The 26,733-nt window shown below is 37.6% G+C and carries 17 protein-coding genes; 6 read left to right on the top strand and 11 right to left on the bottom strand.

Annotated features, from left to right (window positions below; genetic code table 11):
• The 3 genes from CWD91_RS21355 to CWD91_RS21345 form a co-directional block, all read left to right on the top strand.
• The coding region (locus CWD91_RS21355; RefSeq protein ID WP_157943864.1) for a Calx-beta domain-containing protein at positions 1-3,158 on the top strand (3,158 nt) is incomplete at its 5' end.
• A gap of 8 nt (positions 3,159-3,166) precedes the next feature.
• Positions 3,167-4,159 (top strand): PorP/SprF family type IX secretion system membrane protein, encoded by a 993-nt coding sequence (locus CWD91_RS21350; protein WP_103443011.1) that lies wholly within the window; start codon positions 3,167-3,169, stop codon positions 4,157-4,159.
• 13 nt (positions 4,160-4,172) lie between these two features.
• Entirely contained in the window at positions 4,173-6,104 is a 1,932-nt protein-coding gene (locus CWD91_RS21345; protein ID WP_103443010.1) for an OmpA family protein, read from the top strand.
• 63 nt (positions 6,105-6,167) lie between these two features.
• On the opposite strand, the gene CWD91_RS23015 is transcribed toward CWD91_RS21345, so the two are convergent.
• The 5 genes from CWD91_RS23015 to CWD91_RS21320 all read right to left on the bottom strand — a co-directional run bounded on the left by CWD91_RS23015 (position 6,168) and on the right by CWD91_RS21320 (position 10,526).
• Complete coding sequence (locus CWD91_RS23015) at positions 6,168-6,359, bottom strand: hypothetical protein (RefSeq protein WP_103443018.1); 192 nt, start codon at positions 6,357-6,359, stop codon at positions 6,168-6,170.
• A 154-nt stretch (positions 6,360-6,513) separates the two neighbouring features.
• Complete coding sequence (locus CWD91_RS21335) at positions 6,514-7,764, bottom strand: NRAMP family divalent metal transporter (RefSeq protein ID WP_103443009.1); 1,251 nt, start codon at positions 7,762-7,764, stop codon at positions 6,514-6,516.
• 32 nt (positions 7,765-7,796) lie between these two features.
• On the bottom strand, positions 7,797-8,432 hold the full coding sequence (locus CWD91_RS21330; protein ID WP_103443008.1) for a SanA/YdcF family protein: 636 nt from the start codon (positions 8,430-8,432) through the stop codon (positions 7,797-7,799).
• Between the two features lie 185 nt (positions 8,433-8,617).
• On the bottom strand, positions 8,618-9,070 hold the full coding sequence (locus CWD91_RS21325; RefSeq protein ID WP_103443007.1) for a hypothetical protein: 453 nt from the start codon (positions 9,068-9,070) through the stop codon (positions 8,618-8,620).
• A gap of 604 nt (positions 9,071-9,674) precedes the next feature.
• Positions 9,675-10,526, bottom strand: coding sequence for a 3-keto-disaccharide hydrolase (locus CWD91_RS21320; RefSeq protein WP_103443006.1), 852 nt, complete (start codon positions 10,524-10,526; stop codon positions 9,675-9,677).
• Positions 10,527-11,458: 932 nt separating this feature from the next.
• Between CWD91_RS21320 and CWD91_RS21315 the strand changes: the two genes are divergently transcribed.
• Complete coding sequence (locus CWD91_RS21315; protein ID WP_103443005.1) at positions 11,459-12,673, top strand: site-specific integrase; 1,215 nt, start codon at positions 11,459-11,461, stop codon at positions 12,671-12,673.
• Between the two features lie 1,336 nt (positions 12,674-14,009).
• Here CWD91_RS21315 and CWD91_RS21305 read toward each other — a convergent pair.
• Complete coding sequence (locus tag CWD91_RS21305; protein ID WP_103443003.1) at positions 14,010-14,471, bottom strand: Lrp/AsnC family transcriptional regulator; 462 nt, start codon at positions 14,469-14,471, stop codon at positions 14,010-14,012.
• Between the two features lie 156 nt (positions 14,472-14,627).
• On the opposite strand from CWD91_RS21305, the gene metE reads away from it, so the two are divergent.
• Positions 14,628-16,952: a 5-methyltetrahydropteroyltriglutamate--homocysteine S-methyltransferase gene (gene metE, locus CWD91_RS21300; protein ID WP_192877706.1), complete on the top strand. Its 2,325-nt coding sequence runs from the start codon at positions 14,628-14,630 to the stop codon at positions 16,950-16,952.
• Positions 16,953-17,242: 290 nt separating this feature from the next.
• On the opposite strand, the gene CWD91_RS21295 is transcribed toward metE, so the two are convergent.
• Positions 17,243-18,148, bottom strand: coding sequence for an amidohydrolase family protein (locus CWD91_RS21295; protein ID WP_103443001.1), 906 nt, complete (start codon positions 18,146-18,148; stop codon positions 17,243-17,245).
• A 632-nt stretch (positions 18,149-18,780) separates the two neighbouring features.
• On the opposite strand from CWD91_RS21295, the gene CWD91_RS21290 reads away from it, so the two are divergent.
• Entirely contained in the window at positions 18,781-20,451 is a 1,671-nt protein-coding gene (locus tag CWD91_RS21290) for a response regulator (RefSeq protein ID WP_239985898.1), read from the top strand.
• Positions 20,452-20,700: 249 nt separating this feature from the next.
• On the opposite strand, the gene CWD91_RS21285 is transcribed toward CWD91_RS21290, so the two are convergent.
• The 4 genes from CWD91_RS21285 to CWD91_RS21275 form a co-directional block, all read right to left on the bottom strand.
• Entirely contained in the window at positions 20,701-24,888 is a 4,188-nt protein-coding gene (locus tag CWD91_RS21285) for a PAS domain S-box protein (RefSeq protein ID WP_103443000.1), read from the bottom strand.
• A gap of 189 nt (positions 24,889-25,077) precedes the next feature.
• Positions 25,078-25,485: a response regulator gene (locus CWD91_RS23200; protein ID WP_103442999.1), complete on the bottom strand. Its 408-nt coding sequence runs from the start codon at positions 25,483-25,485 to the stop codon at positions 25,078-25,080.
• 511 nt (positions 25,486-25,996) lie between these two features.
• Positions 25,997-26,128, bottom strand: a complete 132-nt coding sequence (locus CWD91_RS23110) for a hypothetical protein (RefSeq protein WP_262509695.1) — start codon at positions 26,126-26,128, stop codon at positions 25,997-25,999.
• A 256-nt stretch (positions 26,129-26,384) separates the two neighbouring features.
• On the bottom strand, positions 26,385-26,693 hold the full coding sequence (locus tag CWD91_RS21275; RefSeq protein ID WP_103442998.1) for a hypothetical protein: 309 nt from the start codon (positions 26,691-26,693) through the stop codon (positions 26,385-26,387).
• Positions 26,694-26,733: the final 40 nt, after the last annotated feature.

The raw sequence follows: 26,733 nt of genomic DNA, 5'->3' as shown, positions 1-26,733 counted from the left end.
CGAACGAGACCTTTACGGTTACGCTCAGTGCGGCCAGTGCGGGCTATACCATAGGCACGGCCACGGCCACGGGCACGATAAACAATGACGACAGCGAAGTGATGAACATGGGCGGGGACGTTGCCCTTGCCGAGGGGAACTCTGGCACTACGGCCTTCGTGTTTACGGCGAGCCGTACGGGCGCGACGACATCCGCGGCCAGTGCGACCTTTACGGTAACGGCTGGCAGCGCGAACGCGGCTGACTTTGGAGGGGCTTTGCCCAGTGGCCCGGTGAACTTTGCGGCGGGTTCGGCTACGGCCAACTTTACGGTCAACGTCAGCGGCGACACCACTGTGGAGCCGAACGAGACCTTTACGGTTACGCTCAGTGCGGCCAGTGCGGGCTATACCATAGGCACGGCCACGGCCACGGGCACGATAAACAATGACGACAGCTATACGGCGAGCATCACGGCAAATGACCCTACGGCCTCTGAAGCGGGTAGTGCTATAGGCCAGTTCACGGTGGACCTAGGGACGACCAACACCAACGGAAGCGCCATCGTGGTGAATTATACGATAGCGACTGGTGGTTCGAATGCGACCAATACTACGGACTATGCCACTTTGGGCGGCAGTGTATCGATAGGGAATAACCAACAGACGGCACTGATTACGATTACGCCTGTAGACGACGGACTTGTCGAGGGCCCCGAGACGGTTATACTGACCTTGGCGGCTGGAACGGGCTATGCGGTTGCGGGCGCCCCGAACAATACCGCCACGGTGACCATTGCGGACAACGATAGTTATGTTGCGAGCATTACGGCCACAACTCCCAATGCCTCGGAGAGTCCTTTAAGTGCAGGTTCTTTTACAGTTGGCCTGAACACTACAAACTTATCAGGTGGACCTATTGATGTAAATTATGCCATAGGGGGAACTGCCACCTCGGATTCGGATTATATAGCACTTACAGGTATAGTTTCAATACCTGACTCTCAGGAGAGCAGTACTATAACGGTCACTCCTATTAACGATAATGAGGTGGAAGCGGCCACGGAATCTGTAATTGTGACCTTGGCGAATGGTACTGGTTATACCCTTGCCACCGCACCAAATAATTCAGCTACGGTGAATATTGCCAGTGAGGATACCGCAGGTGTTTCCATTGATGATGTTTTGGTGAATGAAAATGATGGCACCGCCACCTTTACGGTGACCCTAAATGGCGCTGTGCTATTGGGAACTATAGTATCCTATACTACGGCCGATAACACTGCCACGGCAGGAACTGATTATGACGCAGAGTCAGGTATATTAACATTTTTAGGATTGAACGGGGAAACGAGAACAATTACCATAAATATTACGAATGATGTAGTCGCAGAGGGTACGGAAAGCTTTTTCGTTAACCTAACCAATGCAACCGGATTTGCCCAACTAGGAAAGGCACAGGGTGTTGGTACTATTGCAGACAACGATAATTGTATAGAGGCGCCTTTAATAAATACAACGCCCACTATTTTCTGTGAAGATTTTAGTCAAGATCTTGATGCTTATACAGATAGTTCTATTCCTGCAGGATTTGAACTAATATGGAGCAGTAGTAATGATTTTTCCAATACCGGTGCTAGGTTAAGTACTTCTGTTGTAAATTTTGCGGCTACTTTCTACGGTTTCTTGTTCAATTCGGGTACTGGTTGTACTAGTCCACCCTTGGAAGTAACCCTAGTCCGTAACGAACCACCTGAAATACTAAGTACCACTCCAACAACCATTTGCGGACCGGGTACAGCAACGATAAGTGCGACGGTAACGGCGGGTGGTAGTTTGTTTTGGTATAGTTCAACCTCGGATAGTCTGCCCTTGGGGGAAGGCAGTAATTTTGTCACTCCAAACAACACGGTTACCACAATTTATTATGTTGAGGCTTCTGCCAATGGCTGTTTCTCCGAACGCGTCCCTGTTACGGTTACAGTTGCGGATCCTGTGGCAGCCGGTACAACAATTAATACTGTAGCTTGCAGTATAACCGGCGGTGGGCCTACAACTATTGATTTGGATACTACCAGGACGGGAGGTACGGCCGGGGTTTGGAGCATAGTAGATACCCCTCCAGGGACCGTCACCATTGGGGCGGAAAACATGGTTAATTTTGAAGGAGCAGTAGAAGGGGACTACATTTTTAGATTTACTACAAATACCGCTGTTTCCCCATGTATAAACGAAAGTGTTGATGTTACCATTACCGTAACTACCTGTACTATGGATAGCGATGGGGACGGTATCATTGACAGGGATGAAGTTACTTTGGGATTGGACCCCAATAATCGGGATACCGATGCGGATGGCATTAATGATGGAGTGGAAGTTGGGCCAGATGTAAATAATCCATTTGATACGGATAGTGATGGTATTATAGATGCCTTGGATTCCAATATTTTGGATTCCGATAATGACGGTGTTGTAGATCAATTGGATCCCGCGAACGATAATCCTTGTATCCCTAATATTTCGGATGCCTGCCAAATTGATCTTGGGATTGTCAAAGTAGTGGATTTGGAAAGTGTATTGGTAGGACGTGAAGTCGTCTTTACCATAACCCTGACCAATTTAAGCCCTATAATGGTGACCAATGTTGCGGTTAACGATCTTGTAGGCCCGGCAGTTGGATTTCAATATATAAGTAGTACGGTTACTAAAGGAACATACAATGAGGTTGCCGGAGTATGGCAGTTGGATGAGGTTTTGGCCAATGAGATAAATACCTTAACCATTACTGCCATGGTACCTGAAGTGGGCAATTATCGGAATGTTGCCGCCATTGTGGACTCTTTTCCGGAAGATTCAAATGCTGCGAATAATATAGCTTCGGCTAGCGTAACGGCGACACCTCGTTCTTCCAACGAATGCGGATTTCTCTTTAATCAGATATCCCCTAATGGGGATGGAATAAACGATGCAGTTTATATTAATTGTATTGAAGATTACCCCAATAATACCATTGAAATTTATGACCGCTACGGCAATGAGGTCTTTAAGGCCGGTAGTTATGACAATTCTTGGACGGGAACGGGAAAGAATGGGGATTTGCCAAAAGGAACCTACTTTTATATATTGGATCTTGGCGATGGAACGGAAGTACGAAAAGGTTGGATCCAAATCATAAGATAAAATAGACTATGAATTTTAGAATATACAGTTTAGGGTATAGAAACCTTTTGTTGCTTTGTAGCGTAGTGTTTTTTTCCGTAACATCACTATTCGGGCAGAAGGAACCACAGTATACCCAATATATGTACAATATAGGTAGTTTTAATCCGGCTTACGTGGGTACCGTGGAGACTCCGGATATAACGGGTTTATATCGCGTACAATGGTCTGGAATTCCGGGAGCGCCAAAAACCTTGAGGTTTGGTGTAAACCTTCCATTGGCCAATGAAAAAAATGGGTTGGGGTTTAATATTGTAAGTGATCAATTGGGACCAACTTCCCAAACCTACATAGATTTGGCGTATTCATTTCAGGTAAAGCTTTCAGATGACACCAAGTTGTCTTTCGGTGTCGATGCTGGTGGTTCCCTACTTGATGTGGATTATACAAAAGGGGATTTTGAAAATCCAAATGAACCCTTGCTCAATAATGCGGATACCTTTAATAAATTTTACCCCACAGTTGGTGCAGGACTATTTATGTATCAGGAAAGTTGGTATGTGGGTTTATCCGTTCCCAATTTTTTAACTTCTGGGATATATGCCGATGAAGTAGCCAATATAGTTGAAGACAAGGTGCAGTTTAATTTTATTGGGGGCTATGTTTTCGATTTGTCCGAAGGCCTAAAATTTAAGCCAGCATTCTTGATGAATTATTTAAATGGTTCGCCTTTAAATCTAAATTTGTCAACAAATTTTTTAATTAGCGATGTAGTAACGGTAGGGGCCTCGTATAGATTGGATAATGCCATAAGTGGCTTGGCCGGATTGCAGATTTCCAATGGGCTATTTCTTGGTTATTCCTATGATCATAATACGAATGGTCTGGGGGAATATAGTCAGGGTTCGCATGAGGTAATATTGAAATTTTATTTAGGAAAATCCGGCACGAAAGTTAAAAAGGAAAATAATAGAGATCAGAAAGGTAAGCCTAAACAAATAGATACCCCAAGGTTTTTCTAAAACAGTTATGGACATGAGGTTTAATTTAGTAGTTATATTTTTTATTATTTCGACGTCCTTGGGTTTTGCTCAGCAAAAAAAATCCAAAGGGGATATATTGTTTTTTGAATATTCCTATAATCAGGCTATTATAGAATATCAAAAGGAATTGAGCGAGGGAGAACTTTCCAATAAACAAAATTTAAATTTGGCGGATTCCTATATGAAAATTGGGAACTATAAAAGGGCTGCGGACATTTATGTGACTATTTTTCAAAAAGATACCACCATGTCTACCCACCATTTTAATAAAATGTTGCAGTCCCTGGCCAAAACTTCGGATATTGAAAAAGTTAAGGCTTATTTGGCAACAAAAAAAGATAAATTGCCGGCTGAATTGGTGGAAAATACTAGCTTTAATTATGAATTAATAGCCAGTAACAATAATGAGGAACTTGATTTTGAGGTATTTAACATAAGTGGAAATAGTCCGCAATCCGATTTTTCTTCGACTTTTTATAAAGATATGTTATTGTTTTCAAGTGATCGGCCAGATGGGACCAAGCAGATATATAGACCTTCAGGGGAATCTTACCTGAATATATACGGATCCAAAATTGATTCTAAAGGCAATGTAACGGATCCGCAGCCATTTAAGGGTATTTCGGATTCTAAATTTCATAGGGCAACACCTTATTATTCAAAGGAATTGGACAATATATTTTATGTACTTTCCAATTCGGACGGAGAGAATTTACAATTCAGTGAAAATGGCAAAAATGCCTTGGCGATTGGCATGAGCAATGGCCAGGGATCGTTGAAGTTTATTTTAAGAGATCTGGATACTTCTTTTTATTATCCGTTTTACGAGGCAGCGACCGGTCGTTTGTTTTTCGCGGCAAATTTTGACGATAGTCTGGGTGGTACGGATATTTATTATGTTTACACGAATGATGGCTTGATAATGTCTTCGCCCATTAATTTGGGACCTAGAATTAATACTCCTGGTAATGAAATTGCCCCGTTTATCTTTGAAAATAACCTGTATTTTTCTTCGGATATTTTTTATGGACTTGGAGGGATGGATATTTATAAATCTACCATGCATTTGGACAATACTTACAGTATCCCGATAAATCTGGGGGAGGGTATAAATTCTTCTAAGGACGACTTTGGATTTATTATTAAAAACAATGATACAAAGGGATTGCTGGGTTATTTTTCCTCTAACAGGGATGGCGGCAAAGGCAATGATGATATTTACGGTTTTAATGTCAAAGAAAAACCGGGATTAAAGACATTGGCATTAAAAGGTAAGGTGGTTAACCTTACTTCCAATCAGGGTGTTTCCAAGGCCCAAGTACGTCTCTTGGATCAGGAAGGTAAGTTTGTAAAGGAGGTGTTTTCTAATGAGAGCGGGGATTATAGTATTGAAATTCCGTTTCAAAATATTATTACGATTGAAGCGACCAAAGAAAAACATTCCATATTTTCAGTAACTTATCAAGATAAGGAATTGGAAGAGATCCAAGACAAAGCTTTCAATATGGGTATAAAGTATCTCGAAGACTTGGTTGAGACCGAAGAGAATCAGACGGTTATAAAATTGAAAAAATTCTATTTTGATAAGGGTCAAAGTAAAATTACACCTGAAATAGCCCTGGAATTGGACAAGGTGGTAGATGTGATGAGCAGATTTCCACAATTACAGCTTAGAATAGAATCCCATACCGATAGTCGAGGGGGTAGTAGTTCTAATTTTACCCTTTCCCAAAAAAGGTCGGATGCCATTAAAAAGTATCTATTACAGCAAGGAGTACCCTCTGGAAGTATACTCTATACCATGGGTTTTGGTGAGGAAAAACTTGTGAACGGTTGTAAGGATGGTGTTTTTTGTTTGGATATGTTACACAATAAAAATGAAAGATCTTTAATAGTGGTGCTTAATTATAATCTCTTGAATTAAGGCTATTAAGGAATTTTTATAATGTTGATTTTGAAAATTATACATTAGCATGTTGCAATTAAATTACCTTGCTAATATACATTCACTACAGTCCTTGATTTCACCATTGTAGGTTTCTCTATATTTATGTAATGTCCTAACTGGAATTCCGAAAATCACTTTTTTTATATAAGTTACCCGAGTGTATAGAATCCCCATTTTGGAATTATACCGTTTTTCATTTCTGGTATTCCTTTTAATTCGTATCAATTTCATCAATCTATATTTATTTTTTCTTCTCTGGAAGGATAACAATAATTTGGAGCAATTACAAATAATTGGCGTTAACTATATATTAAAGATTAGGTTGTATAGTATTGGGGTGGACCGTTAATACTATGCATTGGAGGCTTATGGGAAATTTTTATGTCTAGAACAGAACCATCCAACAATAATAAATTGAAAAAAGTGCTAGGAATAGTATTCCAAGGTAGGTCAATATTTGCAGGTTTCTATTTGGCCTATATATTTCGGGTATTTCATGGCTCATTACATTCTTTAGATTCATATACCCTATGATTGGGGCTACTACGAAAGAAACAAAAGTGGCCAATGCCACAAGCAGACCCATGTTGGCTGAGAAGGTATGGATGACCGTATAATTAATAATCGCCAAGAGTAATATTGCCATGGGAAACCCCTTTCTTTTTAGGTTCTTTGCACTTGGAAAAAGGAGGGTCAAAATGTCCACACTTACTCGGGCAATGGCATCGTGGGCCGTTATACAGGTGCTGAACATGGTAGCAAATGCAGCAATAGCTATTAGAATATAGGCCCAGGACCCAATATTTGCCGTAAACAACTGGATCAATTGGTCGGCAAAAATTACAGCACTGTTGCTAAGTTCCGTATTGGTGCCATAGAGGGTAAGCCAGCCAATGGTCATAAAGAAAATGGCCAGTATTCCCGTAGTAAAATAGCCAAAATTGAACTCTTGCAGAGCCTCCTTTAAGGAAGGTTTGCGATTGGAGTTTTTGAATTTTTCAATACTCCAAAGACTTATCCAGCTAGAAGCCTCTACAGTGGTTGGCATCCACCCCATTAATCCAATTAAAAAAAGGATTCCTACTTCATTAAAAATAATGGGTGCTTTAAAATCTTCTATTTCCGTAACTTGCCCATTTACGACCACCAGAATTGTAGTTGCCAACAGAGCCAGAAATAAAAGGGATACTACATATTTTAATGAGATTTCCAAAAATTTATAACGGCCAACTATAAGTAGGGCACAGATCAATATAAAAAGGACGCCTGCAATAACATGTACGGGTGTATTGGTTAGCTGAAAGAGGTTGATAAGCAATCCCGAGGTAACTACATATAGTGCTGCCAGAATGGTAAAGGTGCTGAATAAAGTGATAATGCCATAAAAAATTAAGTAGCCCTTGCCACGATTAAGATAACCCTCTATGAGTGTTTTATTGGTGATATTGGTATATCTTATACCGAATTCAAAAAAAGGGTATTTGAGTACATTGGCCAATATAATGGGAATTACCATAATCCAGCCATATTGGGCTCCTGCTTTGGTAGATAATACTAAGTGGGAAGTTCCTATGGCAGTACTGGCAAAAAGAAGGCCGGGACCTAGGTTTTTAATCAGATTCCTAATGGAGGTCATTATGGACATTTCAAGGGCAAATATAGCTCAGATTACTTAATTTCAATTTTCTCCCCATAAAATTTGGGTTGTGTATTTAGTGCCAGATCAATAAATACTTTTACCCGCGCAAAATACTCTCTAATTTGAACTTTCAATCCATTTTTGAGCGATATATCATCAGCATTAAATCCAATCGCGTGTAATCCCTTTTCTTCGGCTAGATAAATGGCCCTTTCATTGTGAAATTTTTGCGAAATAATGGTAACACAATCCAATCCGAAAATCGCATTGGCCCGAACCACAGAATCCAAAGTACGAAAACCCGCGTAATCCAAAAATATTTTTTCCTGTGGAATCCCTCCTTTAATTAGGTCTTGTTTAAACACAGAAGGTTCATTGTAATAGAGGGAGCTATTGTCTCCGCTGACCAATACAAAGTCAATTTTACCGGCTTTATACAATTCAAGGGTCGCTTTAATTCTATTGGTGTAATATGGGTTGGAGCCGCCACCTACAAGCCTGTTGGAAGTACCTAATACTAGGCCAACCTTATTTTCGGGAATTTCCTTTACGTTCCAAAAGGTCTTTTTTGTAGTAGCATTTTCAATTATAAAATTGCAGGTAATTAAAGCTAAATAAATACTGAATATGCTCAGTAGGAATACAAGGCCAATTTTCTTTATCATACTTCACTAAATTGAGATATAGAAGTAGTAATCGCTGTTATATTTGTTCGTAGGTATTTAATGTCTTTTGCAATTTACTCCGTGTTGTTTTAAAGTATGAATGGTAATCCAAAACATCCAAAAAATAAACCCCGACGATTATGGTCGGGGTTTAAATACAGTGTTAAAACTTAAACTGAATTATTTTAGTTTGCATTTGCGCCTATATTGCCTTGGGTGATGATAATTTCCAAGTGGTCTTCATTTTGATGGATCTTTATATGCCCATCAAATTTTAGAAGTTGTTCGTAGGTAATCGGTGTTCCATCGTCCAAAGTAGTGATAACCGTGCTGCTTGATTCGCAATCACAATCTATCGGAGCCAAGGTAATGGCCACCTCTCCACCAGTTGCTGCGTCGTTAAAATAAATAAATGCAGGGTGGATGTCGGTTGAAGAACCATTTATCTCCAACAGAACAGTAGTTGATCCATCCTCATTTTTTTTAAAGGTAACTTTTCCTGAAATTTTGGAATTGGAAACAGAGCTCAATGTAAACACTTTAACACTTGTGGAAGGGTCAGATGGGTTGTCATCTTTTCCGCAACTGGAAATTACCAATGATAAGGAAAGCAGTAAAAGGAAGTAATATTTTTTCATTTTAAGGAGGAATTATTATTTACCCAAAGGTTCTGAAATATTTATGATAATACTTCATTATTACTTTAATCAGTTGAAATAATCGATGAAATGTAAATATTAGTTTTTTTAAGAAAAAGATTACAGAAAAAATATTTTGGATTCGATTTTGTTTACATGGAATTTAAGATCGTGTATTCTTAATCGGTAAAAAGGGATTGTTTAACCTATGTTAAGGGCAGACTTCTTTTCCGGGTATAATGGTAAAGGTGTAGTCATTAGGAATGCCAAAAATTAGCATAGGGAAGCCAAGTTGATATTTGAAGAACACCAAAGTTTACATCTAAGGGTCTAAAGTATTAAAGGTTTAGGATTTTTTGGACTTCTTATCCCTCTTGGCTGCTTTTTTTTCTTTTGCGGATAATACTGGTTCCTTTTTTACATTCTTCTTTGCGTCTTGACTCTTTGCCATAGCGGTTGTTTTTATCAAAGATAATGAAAATACCCACAGATCTTAACTTGTATTCAATTTTTGGACAATTGTGTTGACCAAATTTATTTTGGAAGGGTAATTCCCAAGCTCAATCCTATTTAGGATAGTTGTAAAGTAGATGAAAGTAAAAAGCTATTGTTGTAAAGCCACTCGTTTTTCAGCCATAAGTTTTGCAATTACCTTTTCAAGTTTCTTAGGTTTATTGGCATACTTTTCCAAATCCACTATTTCCACTTTCCTAAAATCAACAGGGTGACTTTCGCTTTGTAGAGAAATACTGCCTCTCTTTAAGAGTTCTCCCTCATTAGCTCCGTTAACAGGGTCTAACTGTGGTTTTGTATAGCGCATAACCTCTTCGCCGTTTACGTAATGAACAATTAGGGAATCCTTTAAAACAAGAACTTCTACCCTCGTCCATTGGTCCCCATGATATGTTTTGGAGGTAGAATTGGTACAATGCTGTTTTATTGTTTTGCCGTCTTTTTCATATTGGGTTCCAGGAGTGCAGAGATTGGCCGTAGATCGTTGATCCTTGCCATTGCCACCTAAAAGCTGTACTTCGATCGAATTGGGGAAGTCTTGATCAACTGTCATGGTCGTCGGATCTTGACCATGTACCATTATACCGCTGTTTCTATAGGCCCATCCTGGCCCTTCCTTAACTTGATCTCCAACAAATCGGTATTCTACCCCAATTAAATAGGATGAAAATGGCTCTTTGTAAAAAATATGTCCAAATTGCTCGTCGAATTTTGTGTATTGGTCATACCTCACCTGTATAGCCCCGTCATTTACCTGAAAAGTATTACCGAAGTTATCGTTTAATTTATGGTGTCTAATTTTTATTTGCCAATCATTAAGATCCTTGCCATTGAACAATTGTTTCCACTTTACATTTTTTTGTGCTTGGGAAATATTGGAAATTAGGCTAAGACCAAGTATTAGGAAAGTGGTTATAAGTATATTGTTAGATCTTGTTTTCATTGGAATTATTTAGTTTGAAGGTCCTAAAATAGTATTTTAATTTATAAGAACAACCTGATCATCCAGGACTTTTGTTTTTTTGATCCTAAATGCAATTACTACATTAACATATTATCTTTGACTGGCTTGTGGGGGCCTATTCCATATAATGATTTTGTAACTGCTGGGTTTAGTTGAATTGCCATTATTTAGGAGGAATTCCCCTAAAGAGCAGTGTAGAATGAAAACTTCTCGTTACTTGTGCAAATGTGAATACAATTAAGGGTTTGAATTCTTTAAACAAATAATGTGAAGTGTTTAACCGAAATTAATCTAACAAAACTAAATATTCATTGATAATCACTGTATCAATAAGGGTTTATTTACTTGAGATGACAATTGCCAATCGGTGAGCCCCATTTGAACTTGTTGAAAGTGGAAAAGCCGGTATCGTAGTCCGTATTTTTGCTTTGTCCAATTTTACTCAAATAAATTTGGCAAAATTAAGGCACAAAAAAACCAAAGCTTTCACTTTGGTGAAGTTATGTAGGGATTTAATGACATTACAATGGCAGGAATTACCTCACTTCGTTTGGTGAGGCCCGTTCGAACATGTTGAAAGTAAAAAAGCCGGCATCCTATGCCGAATTTTTGTTTTAAGCGCCTTCGCGCAATTAAATTTGGCTCATCGCCTAAAACAAAAAAGCCCCGACCGAAGGGTCAGGGCTTTTTCACTCATTTGTACTCGAGGCGGGACTTGAACCCGCACGGACTAATGTCCATTGGATTTTAAGTCCAACTACTATTGGTCTCATTTGGTGCTATGTGGTCTCATAATCAATTGTTTATGAGATATTTGCGATTTTAAGAAATCATAAAAATACGAGCAAAACCGCAATTTGTTGTACCTATGTTGTACCAATTTTGTATATTTAAGTAGTTGAACAACTGTTATGGCATCAAGTGTAAAAGTAACTTTACGTAAAAAACCAAACACACAAGGACTTTACCCTCTTGCGGTCCGAATTACCAAAGATAGGCGAACTTCATATCTCTACACAGGTCAGTTTATCGAATTCAAACATTGGGATGCTACAGAGCGAATTGTAAAAAAATCACATCCTAATGCCGTCCGGCTTAACAATCTCCTGCTTGCTAAGCTGTCAGAGGCTAATACGAAATTATTGGAGCTTCAAACAACAAAGGATGATATTTCGTCAAAACAGATAAAAAAAGAAATCAGCGCCCCATTAAATAAAACCACCTTCAAAGAGTTGTCAGAGAGCTATCTTCAAGAAATCAAAGGAAATGGGAAATTAACCCGTTATGCTTCGGATAAAGTGCGTGTAGACCATCTGGTGCGTTTTGCCAAAAATAGTTATTTAACCTTTAAAGAAATTGACGAGGCCTTTTTGAGGCGTTTTATGAGTTATTTGAAAGTCAGTAAAAAGCTGTCGAAAAGAAGCATTGTAAATAACCTTGTAGTCATACGGACACTTTATAATAGAGCGATTAAACAAGGGATGGTTGGGCGCAAGCATTATCCTTTTGGCGCAGATAAAATCCGCATCAAATTCCCTGAAACAGAAAAAGTTGGTTTAACGATAGAAGAGATTAAGGAGATAGTAGGGCTGGAAAATTTAAATAAACAAGAAAACCATGCTCGAAATGTCTGGTTGTTTAGTTTTTATTTAGCAGGTATGCGGGTAAGCGATGTGTTACAGATTAGATGGAGCGACATTTACGATGATCGCTTGCATTATCGTATGAACAAGAATGATAAATTACTATCCCTCAAATTGCCTGAGAAACTTTTGCCAATCTTGAAACAATATGACCTAGGTAAAGCCAGCGACATGGATTTTATCTTTCCGGAAATGAAAAAAGCGAAGACAGAAAATCCAAAAGACGTTTTTGCCAAAACAAAGACAGCGACAAAAAAATTCAATAAATATTTGACATTAATTGCAGAGAAGGCGAAGATTGACAAGAAGCTAACTATGCATATTGCCCGGCATAGTTTCGGGAACATAGCTGGAGATAAGATTCCGATTCAGATGCTTCAAAAATTGTATCGTCACTCTTCCATTACGACAACAATAAATTATCAAGCAAATTTTATGCATAGAGAAACTGATGATGCGTTGGAAAAAGTGATAAACTTTTAACTTTAAAACTTCACATTTTTTAAAAATGTTCTTGGTAATGTTTTCAATTTTAAAAGTCTAAATAAACGTGGGTTTAAATTATACCAAAGAAACCACCCTACATCGAAGTTGACAGCTGTATCAAAAAAAGATTTTTTACTTTAGAAACAAACAATCTGAATAATTATGAAATCATGGTTACTTTTATTTTTTGCACCCTTTTATTTGCTTGCAATACAACTCCTCCGAATAAAACCATCGATGAAGTTCTAGAAGTCCCAGATAACCGAAATAATTCCAATTCTCGAACCCTCAATTAGTATATAAGGTCTTAAAGGCTAAAAAGGCCGATTAGTTAAAGGCTCCCTTTGCGGTTTCAGAGGGCGGCCCTGGAGGGGCAACCTTGATTATTGAAGAATTCTGGAAAAATAACCCACTTAGAACCGATAGGGACATTATACTAATGGACCAACGTGGAACGGGGGCATCAGGGGCAAATTGTATCGAAATGGGTGGCACCATCTTTGCTGTTTTAAGACGAGACTTAGACGCTGAAATGAATCAAGGGCTTTTGACTCCATCTTTAAAAAATGTAACGAGACAGTTAATCAAAAAGGAGTTAATCTGGCAGGGTATACTAGTCAACAAAATGCAACGGATTTTGAAGACTTACGCATAGAATTGGGATATGAACAATGGAATCTTCTTGGAGCTTTTTATGGTTCAAGGTTAGGATTGACCATCATTCGCGACTTTCCAGATAGTGTACCTAGCTCCATATTTTTAGGTGTTTTTGCTCCAGATACTCAATTATCTGGAGGATAGATTGTCGATTTTGAAAAATCCCTTTTTGAAATCCTCAAGCGTTGCGAACTAAACTACGAATGTAGTAATCGCTATCCCTATCTTAAACAACGGTTAATAAAAAACTTAAAATAAATGGAGTCGGAACCTTTGCATATAGACCAGATTCAAAACCTTTAGTTCAGACCCGTCGAGATGCTTTAATATTATTACACCAGTTCCTTTACAGTCACTATACAATAGTAGATATCCCCGAAATTATTGAAGCATTAGAGCAAGAGGGACTATCCAAATTATCATTTTTTCAGTATTCATTGAGGTTTAGAGGGGGAGTGATTTTTAACACACCGAATTACTCACTCCAATTTATTTGTTTTAGTTAGCTATTTTCAGCATGTTACCAAAACTTGCCCTCTATACTCAAATAAAGGTAAAAATCGCATATTTACCCTTGTTGATTTTAATACACCATGAAACATAGTAAGTTAGACAAAGGACAAATTGTTAAGACTACTATTATAATTTAACCAATAAGAGGCATTCATGTAGTTTCTTATATAGGAACAGAATAAGTATTTTTTATTTCACCCATAACAAAAGTACTGTGTGCACTACCAATGTTTTTTATTTCTCCAAGATGGTTTAAAACAAAATCCTGATAGTGCTTCATATCCTTTACCATTACTTTTAGCAAGAAGTCATAATCTCCAGATACATTGTAGCATTCAGTAACCTCTTTAATTGCTATAATATCCTTAACGAATTTATGGCCAATTTCCCGGGTGTGCTGTTTCAGGGTAATATTACAGAATACGGTGAGCCCTTTGTCCAGTTTTTCCGCATCAAGAACAGCCACAAACTTTTTTATATAACCATTTTTCTCCAAACGTTTCACCCTCTCAAAAACAGGAGTAGTGGATAAATTTACCTTATTCGCCAATTCTTTGGTCGTTAAGTTGGAATTGGTCTGCAACAAATTCAAAATCTTATAATCAATTCTATCCAAATCGTTCATAGAATATTATTCTTTTAATTCATTAATATTTCATCTCAAAAGATTAAACAGCTATCATACTTATAATTTATAGTGTTATATTCCAAATAATGGAACAAATTTAGAATTTACAATCTAAAATACAAGCTTTGTAAGGAATTATACAAACAATAAATTATGAAAACAAACCTTTTAGGTTACCCTAGAATTGGGGCGAACAGGGCATTAAAAAAAGCCTCTGAAAAATATTGGCAAGGGGCTATTTCTGCCGAAGAATTGAATCAAGTAGGTGAAGGTATTCGTAAAGAAAACTGGTTATTGCAGCAAGAAGTTGGAATAGATATGATTCCATCCAATGATTTTTCCTTTTACGATCAAGTATTGGATGCTACCATGACCTATGGTAGTTTTCCCAAAAGATTTGCTGGAATAAAAAAAAACAAATCGGATTTAGATCTATACTTTGCCATGGCAAGGGGACTGCAACAAGACGGTTATGATGTAACCGCATTGGAAATGACGAAATGGTTTGACACCAATTATCATTTCCTGGTCCCTGAGTTTACAAAAGACCAATCCTTTGAACTGTATTCCAATAAGGCCGTTGATGAATTTAAGGAAGCCCTTTCCTTGGAAATATTAACCAAGCCAGTGTTGATTTCTCCTGTTACATATCTTTTTCTTGGTAAAGAAAAGGAGGGTGGCTTCCATAGAATGGACCTGTTAGATAAGCTAATGCCCATTTTTTTCGAATTACTGGAACAATTGATTTCCGCTGGTGCAAAATACGTTCAATTGGACGAACCTTGTTTGGCACTAGACCTTGGTGATAGAGAAAAGAACGCGGTTAAAAAACTATACTCCAATATTGCCGAAAAGTACCCTCAATTAAACATAATACTAACCAATTACTTTGACTGCTACGGGGACAATTTAGAAATGGTATTACAACTTCCCGTTTCTGGGCTTCACCTTGATCTGGTCAGATGTCATTTGCAGTTGGATGATATTTTGAAGTCACCTTACTTTGATGGCAAAAAAATTTTATCCTTAGGGTTGGTGGATGGAAGAAACGTTTGGATGAATAATTTCGAAGATTCTCTAGTTATAATAAAAAATGCATTGGAAAAAGTAAATACCGATAACCTTTGGATTTCAGGTTCTTGTTCATTTTTACATTCCCCCTGTGATTTAGATTTGGAAAAGAATGAGGAAAATCTTCCCGGAAATGTAAAGCAATGGTTGGCCTTCGCAAAACAAAAAGTTAAAGAACTGGTTGTCTTGAAAGAATTGGTATTATATCCAAAGTCAGAATGGCCAATTAGAAATCTTGAAGAAAATAAACGAATTTTCGAAGCAAGAAAATACTCAAAGTCCATACATCACCCTTTAACTAAAAACCGGGTAAATAAATTATCCTCCAAAGACAGTAAGCGCCACAATGCTTTTCAAATTCGTAGGGTCAAACAGGTGAAAAAGTTAAATCTCCCGTTGTACCCGACTACTACCATTGGTTCCTTTCCGCAGACCCAAGAAGTTAGAAGTTGGCGAGGTAGACTCAAAAAAAAAGAGATAAGCTTGAAGGAATATAATGAATTCATTAAGAAAGAAACGGAAAGTACCATTAGTTTCCAAGAGGATATCGGTCTGGATGTTTTAGTGCATGGTGAGTTTGAGCGAAATGACATGGTCGAGTACTTTGGAGAAAGGCTAAATGGATTTGCCTTTTCCAGTTATGGATGGGTCCAAAGTTACGGTAGTCGCTGTGTAAAGCCACCAATAATTTTTGGCGATGTGTACAGAACTAAGCCCATGACCGTTAAATGGACCTCCTTTGCCCAATCCCTGACAAAAAAACCTGTTAAAGGAATGCTTACAGGTCCAGTGACCATAATGCAGTGGTCATTTGTCAGGAATGATCAGCCTCGATCCACCACTTGTAAGCAAATAGCTTTAGCTATAAGGGATGAAGTCAAAGATTTGGAACAAGCAGGGGTTAATATCATTCAAATAGACGAACCCGCTATAAGAGAGGGCCTTCCCTTACGCAAAGAGCATTGGAATTCATATTTGAATTGGGCCGTGGAATCCTTCAGGATTTCTTCAAGCGGGGTAGAGGACAGTACACAAATACACACCCACATGTGCTATTCCGAGTTTAATGATATAATACAGAACATAGCGGATATGGATGCTGATGTTATTACTATAGAAACCTCCAGATCAGAAATGGAATTACTGGATGCTTTCGTCAAGTTCAAGTATCCCAATGAAATAGGTCCAGGAGTTTATGATATACACTCAGCAAGGATACCCACTGAAAAAGAAATGGAATTGTTGTTGTTGAAAGCAACTGAACTTTTGCCTCAAGAAAATATTTGGGTGAATCCTGATTGCGGACTTAAAACTAGGGATTGGCCTGAAACAGAATCCGCTTTGATCAATTTAGTAAATGTAGCCAAAAAAATGCGCACCTTATCATTAGCTACTTCTACTGAATAGTACTATTTAAAAATAGATGTTTTCTAAAAGGATCGATCTGGATATTCACCAATTTTTATTTTGTTATTCCCCTAAATATAATTTAGGGGATAGTACTTTTGGTGGCTTATACAAACCAATTCAATCCAAGAACTCAATTTGTATCCACCAAATGATAATTTCACTAATTATACTCGAAGCTTGTGGAATATGTGTTTGACCAACGCTGCTTTATTCCATTGCTTCTATTAAAGGTTAAATTTAAATCTTGGCCTAAAAAACGATCTTTTAGTCAGGTGTTCCTTAAACTACTAGTCCATTTTAAGAAAACTAACGGCATTATTGTACAGGATGTCTCTTTTTTGTTCGTCTGTTAAGAAATCAGCTTCTTCGATAGCATCGATTCCCTTCCCAATCATTTCAGGCCAGCGCATCTGATCCGACCCGAACATCAATCGTTTTCCAAGACCAGCTTTAATGAGCCGTTTCAAATAATCATAAAATGCACTTTGAGGAATAATCCAAGTGATTGTAGATAAATCTCCATATAATTGTGGATACTGGTACATCATGGCAATCATTTCATCCAGAAAAGGATAGCCGGAATTTTCCACAAAAATCCTGAGTTTCGGGTGGTTGACCAACACTTCTTCAAGTAAGAGGGGGCTACCCGCAACGGTCCGAAAACTGGGCAGTGGTGGACCAATTCCTTCAGTATGAATGAGAACGGGAACATCAAATTCTTCTGCCAATGCAAAGTAGGGATCAAGCCGGGGATCGTTGGGAGGCATACCAATAAGTTGGGATCCAATCTCACCAACTCCCCCCATTCGTTTGGCCTTTAGCTCCATTCTGAGTTCATCCAATGAAGTCTTTGCCGGATCGAGAATAAACGAGGATATAATGAAGCGACCGGGTGCTGCTTTTGACCACTCCTGTAGCAGATTCAGATCAATATCGCTTAGAAACCCTTTAACAATGTTATAGCGGTCCATTGCCTCGAGCGTCTTTTCAAGGTTATCAGATGGACCATCCGTAGCCTGTCCCTTTCTATCGCAGGGCTGAGGCAAACAAGGAGCTGGAGCACCGGCCGGCAAATCCAATGGAGCACCAGTGTGCATATGCATATCGATAATGGGAAGTCGGTCTTGACCAAACAAGTTGGTCGATAACAATCCAAAAAACAAGGAGATCGAAAGGACTTGTAATGTTTTCATTGATGTTGATTTTGTTTGTGAAATCGATAATGTTGAATTTCAACTTTTATCAAGGTATATACCCAAATACATGATAGGTCAAAAAATGGGTTTCTGATCGGTGCGAGGGAGGAGGGGGGTAAATAAACGTCTGTTTTATTATCGTTTATTTTTTGTGGCGAAATACTTTTTATTATTATACCCGACAATTATCGAAGAATGAAGTTACGAAATTCTCAGGATTTTTTTGCCATTTTACATGTTAGAACCTAATATCAGCTTTACTAAACATCTTGCTTCTCCATTTGCTCCGGTGATAGCGTTGAAGTCATTGGGTAAAGGAAACTTAGGCCAATAAAGAAAAGTTCTGGTTTCTTATTTAGTATGCCCAATACATGGTAGGCTCATGTCTTTTCCAAGGTCCGTTAACAGACAGTTCTATAAAGTTAGTTATCTGCATGATCTTATTGGGACATTCTATTTTACCGACTTCAGTGTCAGGACAATAGACCAAACGCTTCGTCTAATGATGTATCTTTGAGCATTTTCAAAAAATTCTTGAATTGCAAAAACCGATGGTTTGATGGTAGAGACAAGTTGTTTTGTTTTTAACAAACGTTAATTATATTTACGATTCATTAATCCCCGAAACTATGTCTGAATTCTCTTTAAGAAGAGTGCAACTTGTCTTTACCCTTTCATTATTGACCACAGTTATCTCCCTAATTTGGTTTTTTGTAACAAGAAGCTTGGATATGCAGGAATATGGCGTTTACCTTATGGCAGCTGTTCCCTTTTTTATCCTTTCTGCTATTATCTCCAAAATGGGAAATCTTACCTTGGCTAGATGTATCTATTTAATCATTTTTAATTTAGGAGTTGCACTGACAGCCTCCTTTGTTGGTAAGGCTGGTAGTGCAGAATTTATATTGCTGTTTTCCGTGGGTCTTCCATTTGTATGGTTTTCCTTTAGAAGGGAAAGATTCCTCATAGGTTTCTTCTCTGGGATGTCCCTAATATTTTGGTTCCTACTGTACTTTACGAATTTTGACCTCTTTACCACTGTACATATGGATGCCGAAAAGGCAGGAATGTATATATATCCCATTTCCATTTTAACCACGATTGTCTTGGTAACCTTTCAATTGATATATTTCTCATATATAAACAATGGATTTTATTCCAGAATACATGATCAAAGGGAAGAGGCCATTGAGGAATCCAATGCCAAATCCAAGTTTTTGAGTATGATGAGCCATGAGATAAGGACTCCCCTTAACGCAATTACCGGCCTATCACATATATTGGGAGATTCGAATCCTCGGGAGGATCAAAAAGAGAATATAGATGCCTTGAACTATTCGGGGAAAATATTGCTGAACCTGCTCAATAATGTTTTGGACTTTAGTAAAATGGAATCCACTAAAATTGAGCTTGACCCCATTCCAACCAATATTATGGCCGCGGTTAGACAGATAAAAAAAATTCACGAGCCCAGTTGTCTGCGTAAAGGAATCACCATGGAATTGGAAATTGACGAAGAACTTCCCAATGTTTGGCTGGATATTGTCCGCTTTAATCAGGTAATCAATAATCTTATTTCCAACGCCATTAAGTTTACCGACAAAGGGAGTGTTACCTTAAAAATTGTCAAGCAAGAAGAATCCAATGGTAGCGTGCTAATGCTTACGGAAATTTTGGATACTGGAATTGGTATCCATAAAGAGCAACAGGAAAAAATATGGCAGGCATTTACCCAGGCAACCTGTAGTACAAATCGTTTATATGGTGGTACCGGGCTCGGCTTGCCAATTGTTAAGAGTATAGTTCAGGCCATGGGCTCCATGGTAAAAGTTGAAAGTGAACCTGAAACAGGTAGTCGCTTTTATTTCGATTTGGAATTAAAATTGGCCTCGAGCGGAGAGTTGAATCAAATTACCCATAAAAAAGCACATGATTTAAAGGGAAAAAAAATATTGTTGGTTGAGGACAATCTCATTAACGTAATGGTGGCCAAGCAGATACTGGAAAAGGCTAATTTAGTTGTAGATGTGGCCTATAATGGTCAAAATGCAGTAAATATGGTTCAGGAAAATAACTTCGATGCTGTATTAATGGATATTCAGATGCCTGTAATGGACGGTTATACCGCTTCCAGAGAAATTAGAAAATTCGATACCACATTGCCCATCTTGGCGTTATCGGCCTCTGTATTCCTAGAAGTGAAAAACAAAATATTACAAAGCGGCATGAACGGCTTTATTTTTAAACCTTTTGATCCTGAAAACCTGCTCAATAGAATAGAGGAAGTTTTGGATAACTAATCTTTGATATTCCGCCTGGTAATTATCTCATTATTATTTTTATATTCAGGAAGTATTCAAACTAAAAGTATATTGGGAATCAATGCTTTAAAATCTCTAGAAGTGAAATACATTACTAGCAAAAAACAGGCTTACAATTCGAGGTAGTATCGATTCTTGCAACCCCTTAAAAACATTGAGAATTTTTTAATAAAAATAGTTCCGCCATTATACCTGGCAATGACCAATTAACCTTAAAAATTTTGGATTTTAAGGTTTTCGATTTGCTATTACAGCTTGGGATTTATGGACAATTTCCTGTATTATGGTATCCAATTCCACGGCAGAGGAGTATACATGTTCAAGCAATAGATTCTTTTCATTCTCATCTACAGTTTTTTGATTGAGCAAATCTATTATTCCCATCAATCGGGCCAATGGGGCCCGTACCACATGGGATTGTGTCCATGCGATTTCCCTTAATTTTTCATTTTGCTGTTCAACGGCAATTTGGCTCTGACGCTTTTCGGTAATATCCCTTACATACAGTGAGTAAGCGTTTTCCGAATGATAAACACTGATTTCCATCCATTTGTTCCATTCTGAAAAATATTCTTGAAAGTAGGCCGCTTCTTCTTTTTTAAGGTCCTTGTAATGTTTTACAAAGACTTTGGTGTCCACAATATTCTCAAAGACCTTCCAAATATTATTTCCGATTATGTTTGCTTTTTGAACACCAAATAGTTGCTCCGCCATTTTATTCCAATAGGTTACCACCCAACCATCGTCAACTGAAATAAAGGCATCCCCAATACTCTCTAGAATACTGTTCTTTTCATTGTTGGCCGACTCCACTTCTATTTGAGAAGTTTTTAGATCATTGATATCTTGAAAACTTCCAAAAATTCTAACACACTCGTCATTGATATAATCTGGTTTTCCAATCATTCTAACCCAGCGTACATTCCCCTTTGCTGTAATTATTTCAAGTTCCAAATCCCAAGATTTTCCTCTTTTTAAGGCATTTTCTATATGCAACAGAACTATTTCCCGAGTTTCAGGACTTTGGCAGTACCCCAGAACACTTTCAATGGTCGGAGAAAAGCTTACGTCCACTTCATGGATTTTTTTTGTCATTTCGGACCAATAGATATGGCCACTCTTTAAATTCAGTTCCCATGCCCCTATAAGGGCTAAGTCCGTTACTTCATTAAGAATATTTTTAAGCTCCCTATTTTCAGTAATATCCTTGGCCACCGCGTATATGGCATCTTCCTCTGGAATTGGCCTAGCCGTCCAACTAAGCCAAATTATATCCCCCTTTTTAGTGATATAACGGTTCTCAAAGTATTTATAGGAATTGCCCTCATATAAGAACATTTGTTGGTTTCTAGTTTTTTCACGATCCTCAGGATGAACGAACTCAATAATTTGTTTGGAGAGCAATTCCTCCTCGGTATATCCCAAAAGCTTTGAAGTAGCCGGATTTATTTTTTTGAAATATCCGTCATATCCAGCCTTACACAAAATATCAGGGGCAAAACTAAATATATGATCAAGTTCATTTTCAAGCAGTTTTCTTTTTATTTCAGCAGCCAGATGGTTTGAGATCTCCTGATAGCGTTCACCTTGTAAAATTTGGCGCTTAGATTTAGCGTCCAATCCCAAATTAAGTACACCAAAAAATTGTTCATTGTGAACGAGTGGTATACCTACAAGGCTTGATACTCCCGAATCCTTGAGAATTCCACTTATTTCTATCCCCTTTAATTCCTCGGTATCCCATATTTCCATTACCTCCCTTTGCCATACGGAGTAGGCCAAGCCTTCTGTACATTCGAAAATCGTATCACTTCGCTCGCCCTTGGATGACAGGTTATCAGTATTCCTATTAAGATCATTGACAAAGAGTTTTAATTGGGTGTTTTCCGAATTAGGCAGCCATATTTCACCAAGTGCATATTCACCAAAGTCAGCTAAATAACTCAAAACGCTTAATAAACATGATTTCAGGTCCTTTTCGTAACTGAACAATACACTTATGTCAATAATTAAATTTTTTAAAAGCTCTTGGTTTTTTTGTTCACTTACGTCCCGCTCAATGGATATCCAGTGTGTGAACCATCCTTTTTCATCTGCAACAGGAGTTAAGGACATGTTTACCCAAAATTCCTCACCATTCTTTTTGTAATTTACTACAGTAATTTCATATGGTTCCCATCGTCGCATTGCCCTGCCCAATCGTTTTAATTCCGTCTTATCCGATTTCGGTCCCTGTAACATTCTAGGTGTTTTACCGATTACATCTTCAGGAGTATATCCTGTCATTTTAGTAAAGGCATCATTAACGTACAAAATTCTAGGTCCTGGCCGATCAAAAGGTTCTGCTTCAGTAATCAATACCGCATCCTTGGTGTTTGTTACCACAGATTCCAACAATCTCAAATGTTGTTCTTCCTTTTTTCGTTGGGTAATATCTTGTAAAGTACCCTCAAACTTATTAGTACCAAGATCGGTACCTTGGACAGGCCGTCCCAACTGATGTATCCATTTTACAGAGTTATTGGGCAATACAATTCTGTATACGAAGTCATAGTTTTCATTCTGTGCAATTGATCTTTTGTTTTGATCAATAAATGCTTCACGGTCATCAGGATGAATGGTGTCCAAAAAGGAATCATAATTAAATTCATTGGAATCCTGATTCCTTTCCCAAATTTTATATACTTCCTCGGAGAACAATAAGGTAAAGTCATCAAAATTCCAATAACCAAGTTTGGCAATAACCGAGGCCCTTTTTAATTTTTGTTCCGATTGTTTTAGTTCTTCTAAATATTGTTCCTTATCGGTTACATCGGTGCAATTGACCAGGATGCATTTTACTCCATCAATAGTTACGTGCTGCCCGACAATCTCCATTTTCACCAATTCACCATTCTTCTTTTTGTGTACATATATTCCAGAGTTAAGGGTTTTATCCTGCAATTCAAACTCCCTTATACCTTCCAACAATTTATTCACTTCCTCCTTTGGCCGTAGGTCCAGTGCGGTCATAGTAGTATACTCCTCTCGTGAGTAACCATAGAATTTCAACATGGCCTCATTCACATCCAAGATTCGCAAACTCCCTATCTCCAAAATATATTTAGGGTATGGACTGGAATTAAAAAGCAAACGGTGCTTTTCCTCGGAAGCTTTTATTTTCTTATTTGTCAGTACCCTTTCAGTAATGTCCCTGGCATTGACTACCACACCCTGGATCATGGGGTCATCCTTTAAATTGATGAGTAAAATTTCTATCCATTTCCACGCACCACTTTTGTGACGATATCTAAAAGGTTTGGAAACAAAAGGTTCATTTATCAAAAATTTTGAAAAATAATTGGCCACTTTCTCCCTTTCCCCATCATGGACAAAACTAAAAAAGCTTTTGTCCATTAATTCCTCGGTCGTATAGTCCATCGCCGATTTTAAGGTTGAATTGGCGTATGAATAATTTCCATTTAAGTCAACGACTGCCATCCAATTATATCCGGCCTGGATTACGGAGGTAAACTTTGGATTTATAAGTTCAATTTGTTGCCAAACCTTCTTTTGGGTAGTTATATCCTGTATGTCACCTTCAAAGAAAACAAGTTCGTTATCATCATTGATTTTAGAATTATTGACCTCAATATTAATAAAAACAAGGTCACCGGATTTGTGAACGACCCGGCATTCAAATTCATTTTTGGTAAAATCATTATTGCTCCATTTTCGCCAAATATTTCTCAATTTATCTTGATCTAAAAAGAAGACCAAATCGACCCAATTATCAATCGACTCCAGCTTGAGCTCATCAGATTTATAGCCAAGAATATCAAAGAACAAGGGACTTAACCACAGGTTATTTGTTGCAATATCGAACTCCCAACTAGCGGTGCCATTAACTTCGGAGTAATTACTTAGGTTAATGTTAATGTTGTCAAAGAAAGCATTGGGAGAAAGGGTTTTTATCCTTTCCTTCTGAAGTGTAATAAAGGGAACGGTTTGATTGGCCAATGCTTTGATTAGTTCTGTTTGTTGTTTGCTGAGGGTTAAAGTTTCCTGAGTGTAGAAACAAACAATGCCCAAGGTAGTTCTATCAGAATCAACTAAAGTGGCTATGATCAAATTCAAGGGAGGAGCATTGTCCAGGTTTGCGGAACTATCAATTAATTGATCAATTTCGAACCCCTTTAAGTTAAGTAATTCGTTAGGTGACATGTCCAAATGGCCTAAAATTTGTTTTTCTATTTGGGATAGGAAATGTTCACCATTAAATTCACTTTCCAATCCGATAGGCAACTTTAAAATTTCAATCTTGATCGAAGGGGAATCGAGGATAAAAGTGGCCAATTGACATATATCATTATAGTTCCTTAGTGGAACCTCCAATTTTGGAAACGTGGGGAACAATTCAATTCTTTTTCTAAACACTACAAACTGTTGTTTAATTTAAAGAAACCATTTTGATAATATGCCATTGACAAGGGTGTATAAAGATTTCGTAAAGACAATTACATCACAATACTTGAATATACCTTTATTCATTTCGCCAATCCGATAGATAAGTTGAACAATAAAACCAACTTTGAATAATTGTATATCGAACTTAAAGAACTATGATTAATTTACAAGACTTAACCAATAATAGTTGATTTCCCGAATTACCTTTAAAAACTTTTTGATCTCAAGGGGTTTGGAAATATAGCAACAGCTATGTCTATTAAATTGCGGTTGTACATCGGACCCCGAAGAAGTCAATATTATCACGGGGATATAAAAATTAGTTAAATCGCTAATTTTGGATAAGAGGTTAACTCCGTTAATTATTATCAAATCTTCATTTGCAACAATTAGATCCGGCATTCCATTTTTTTTATTCGGTAGCATGCTTTCAATTTGCAAGATGGCTTCAAATCCATCTTCGAATAAATTTATATTGCAATGATTCCCATTTTGCTGGAGGGAATCCTTAATCAGTATGGCATCTAGCATACTGTTTTCGATTAATAATACATTCTTTGGATACATTTCGGGGGGAAAGTTAAATTATCATTAGATTTAGGTATGATACTTTAACTCCAAATATTATTATTTATTCTGTTTAATCGACAATAATTTGGTGCTTTCTCTATTAAACAATCAGAAATTATTGAAAACACTGTCTTAAACGATAATGGTCTGAAAAATTCACAGCATTAACAAAAGATATGGGGAGTTATTCTCCGTATACAAAAGTACGGATTTTACGTCGGGAAGATAAACCGAAACTAGATTAAATGGGAGACCCTTATGATGATAATGCAAAGGGAATATCTTTTAAAATAATATGGAATCTACCATAATTCTTCCGACTCATTTAATATTCAGACCCATTTAACACCTGATAAAATGACCTATTTATCTGGCTGGCAATACATGTCGCTAATTTATAAGCTTCCCATATGGTTCACAAATTAAAATCCCAGGTCACATTTAACTTATTCATTTTAAGTAAGTGATATTTGGTCTATAAAGAACTCTATACCAAATTATTTCCATCCTAGCGACCGCCATTGGCAATGAATTTTACCTCCCTGTAGATCTTTTCAAAATTCATTCTCAAATCTTCTTGGGAATAATAATTCCTTCTGGGTGGCAATTCCTTTATAATAGACTGTAAATTGAATTTCATCTTTTTATCCTTACCATCTGCAAAAGCAATAAATTCTCCTTGTTATAAACGAAAAAAAACATCGGCCCTACGTTTGAACACTTCTTTTTTCCCTGTGGTAATCAGAGTATCAAAATTAAGGTTATTACCCCTACTGATATGTATAGATCAAAAGTTTAAGGGGAAATGGTATATGTTTCGTAGTTACGACAGTTATCTTGTGTATGAAAAATTTTATACCCCTAGTTATACATCCTCTATATATACATTCTCCAACTTATAGGGTTGTATTTATGAACCGTACATATTCATTTCTAATTTCGTCGTATAGGGCACCCATTCTTTCATGTAGTTCCTTGGTCATTGTTATTTGAAATTCCTTAAGGCCTATCCTTAAATTAAAATCCCTATCGATCTTTCCATACATAAAATCTCCAGAGGATTCAACGCTGGATAAAGCTTCCAAAGGTTGCGCGGCAAAAAACAATTCCCGAAGGTCATTTGGCGCATAAGAATAACGTACATTAAATGATATTGCCGTGTAGTGTTTGGTATATTCACTAAATTTAGAATTTTCATTTTCCACTATTAAAAGATTTACAATTGATAGATTGAATAAGAAACAT

The sequence above is a fragment of the Arenibacter hampyeongensis genome, assembly GCF_002909255.1.
Lineage (GTDB): Bacteria > Bacteroidota > Bacteroidia > Flavobacteriales > Flavobacteriaceae > Arenibacter > Arenibacter hampyeongensis.
Note: the sequence above shows the minus strand (reverse complement) of the source record. Positions and strands in the feature narration are given on the sequence as shown.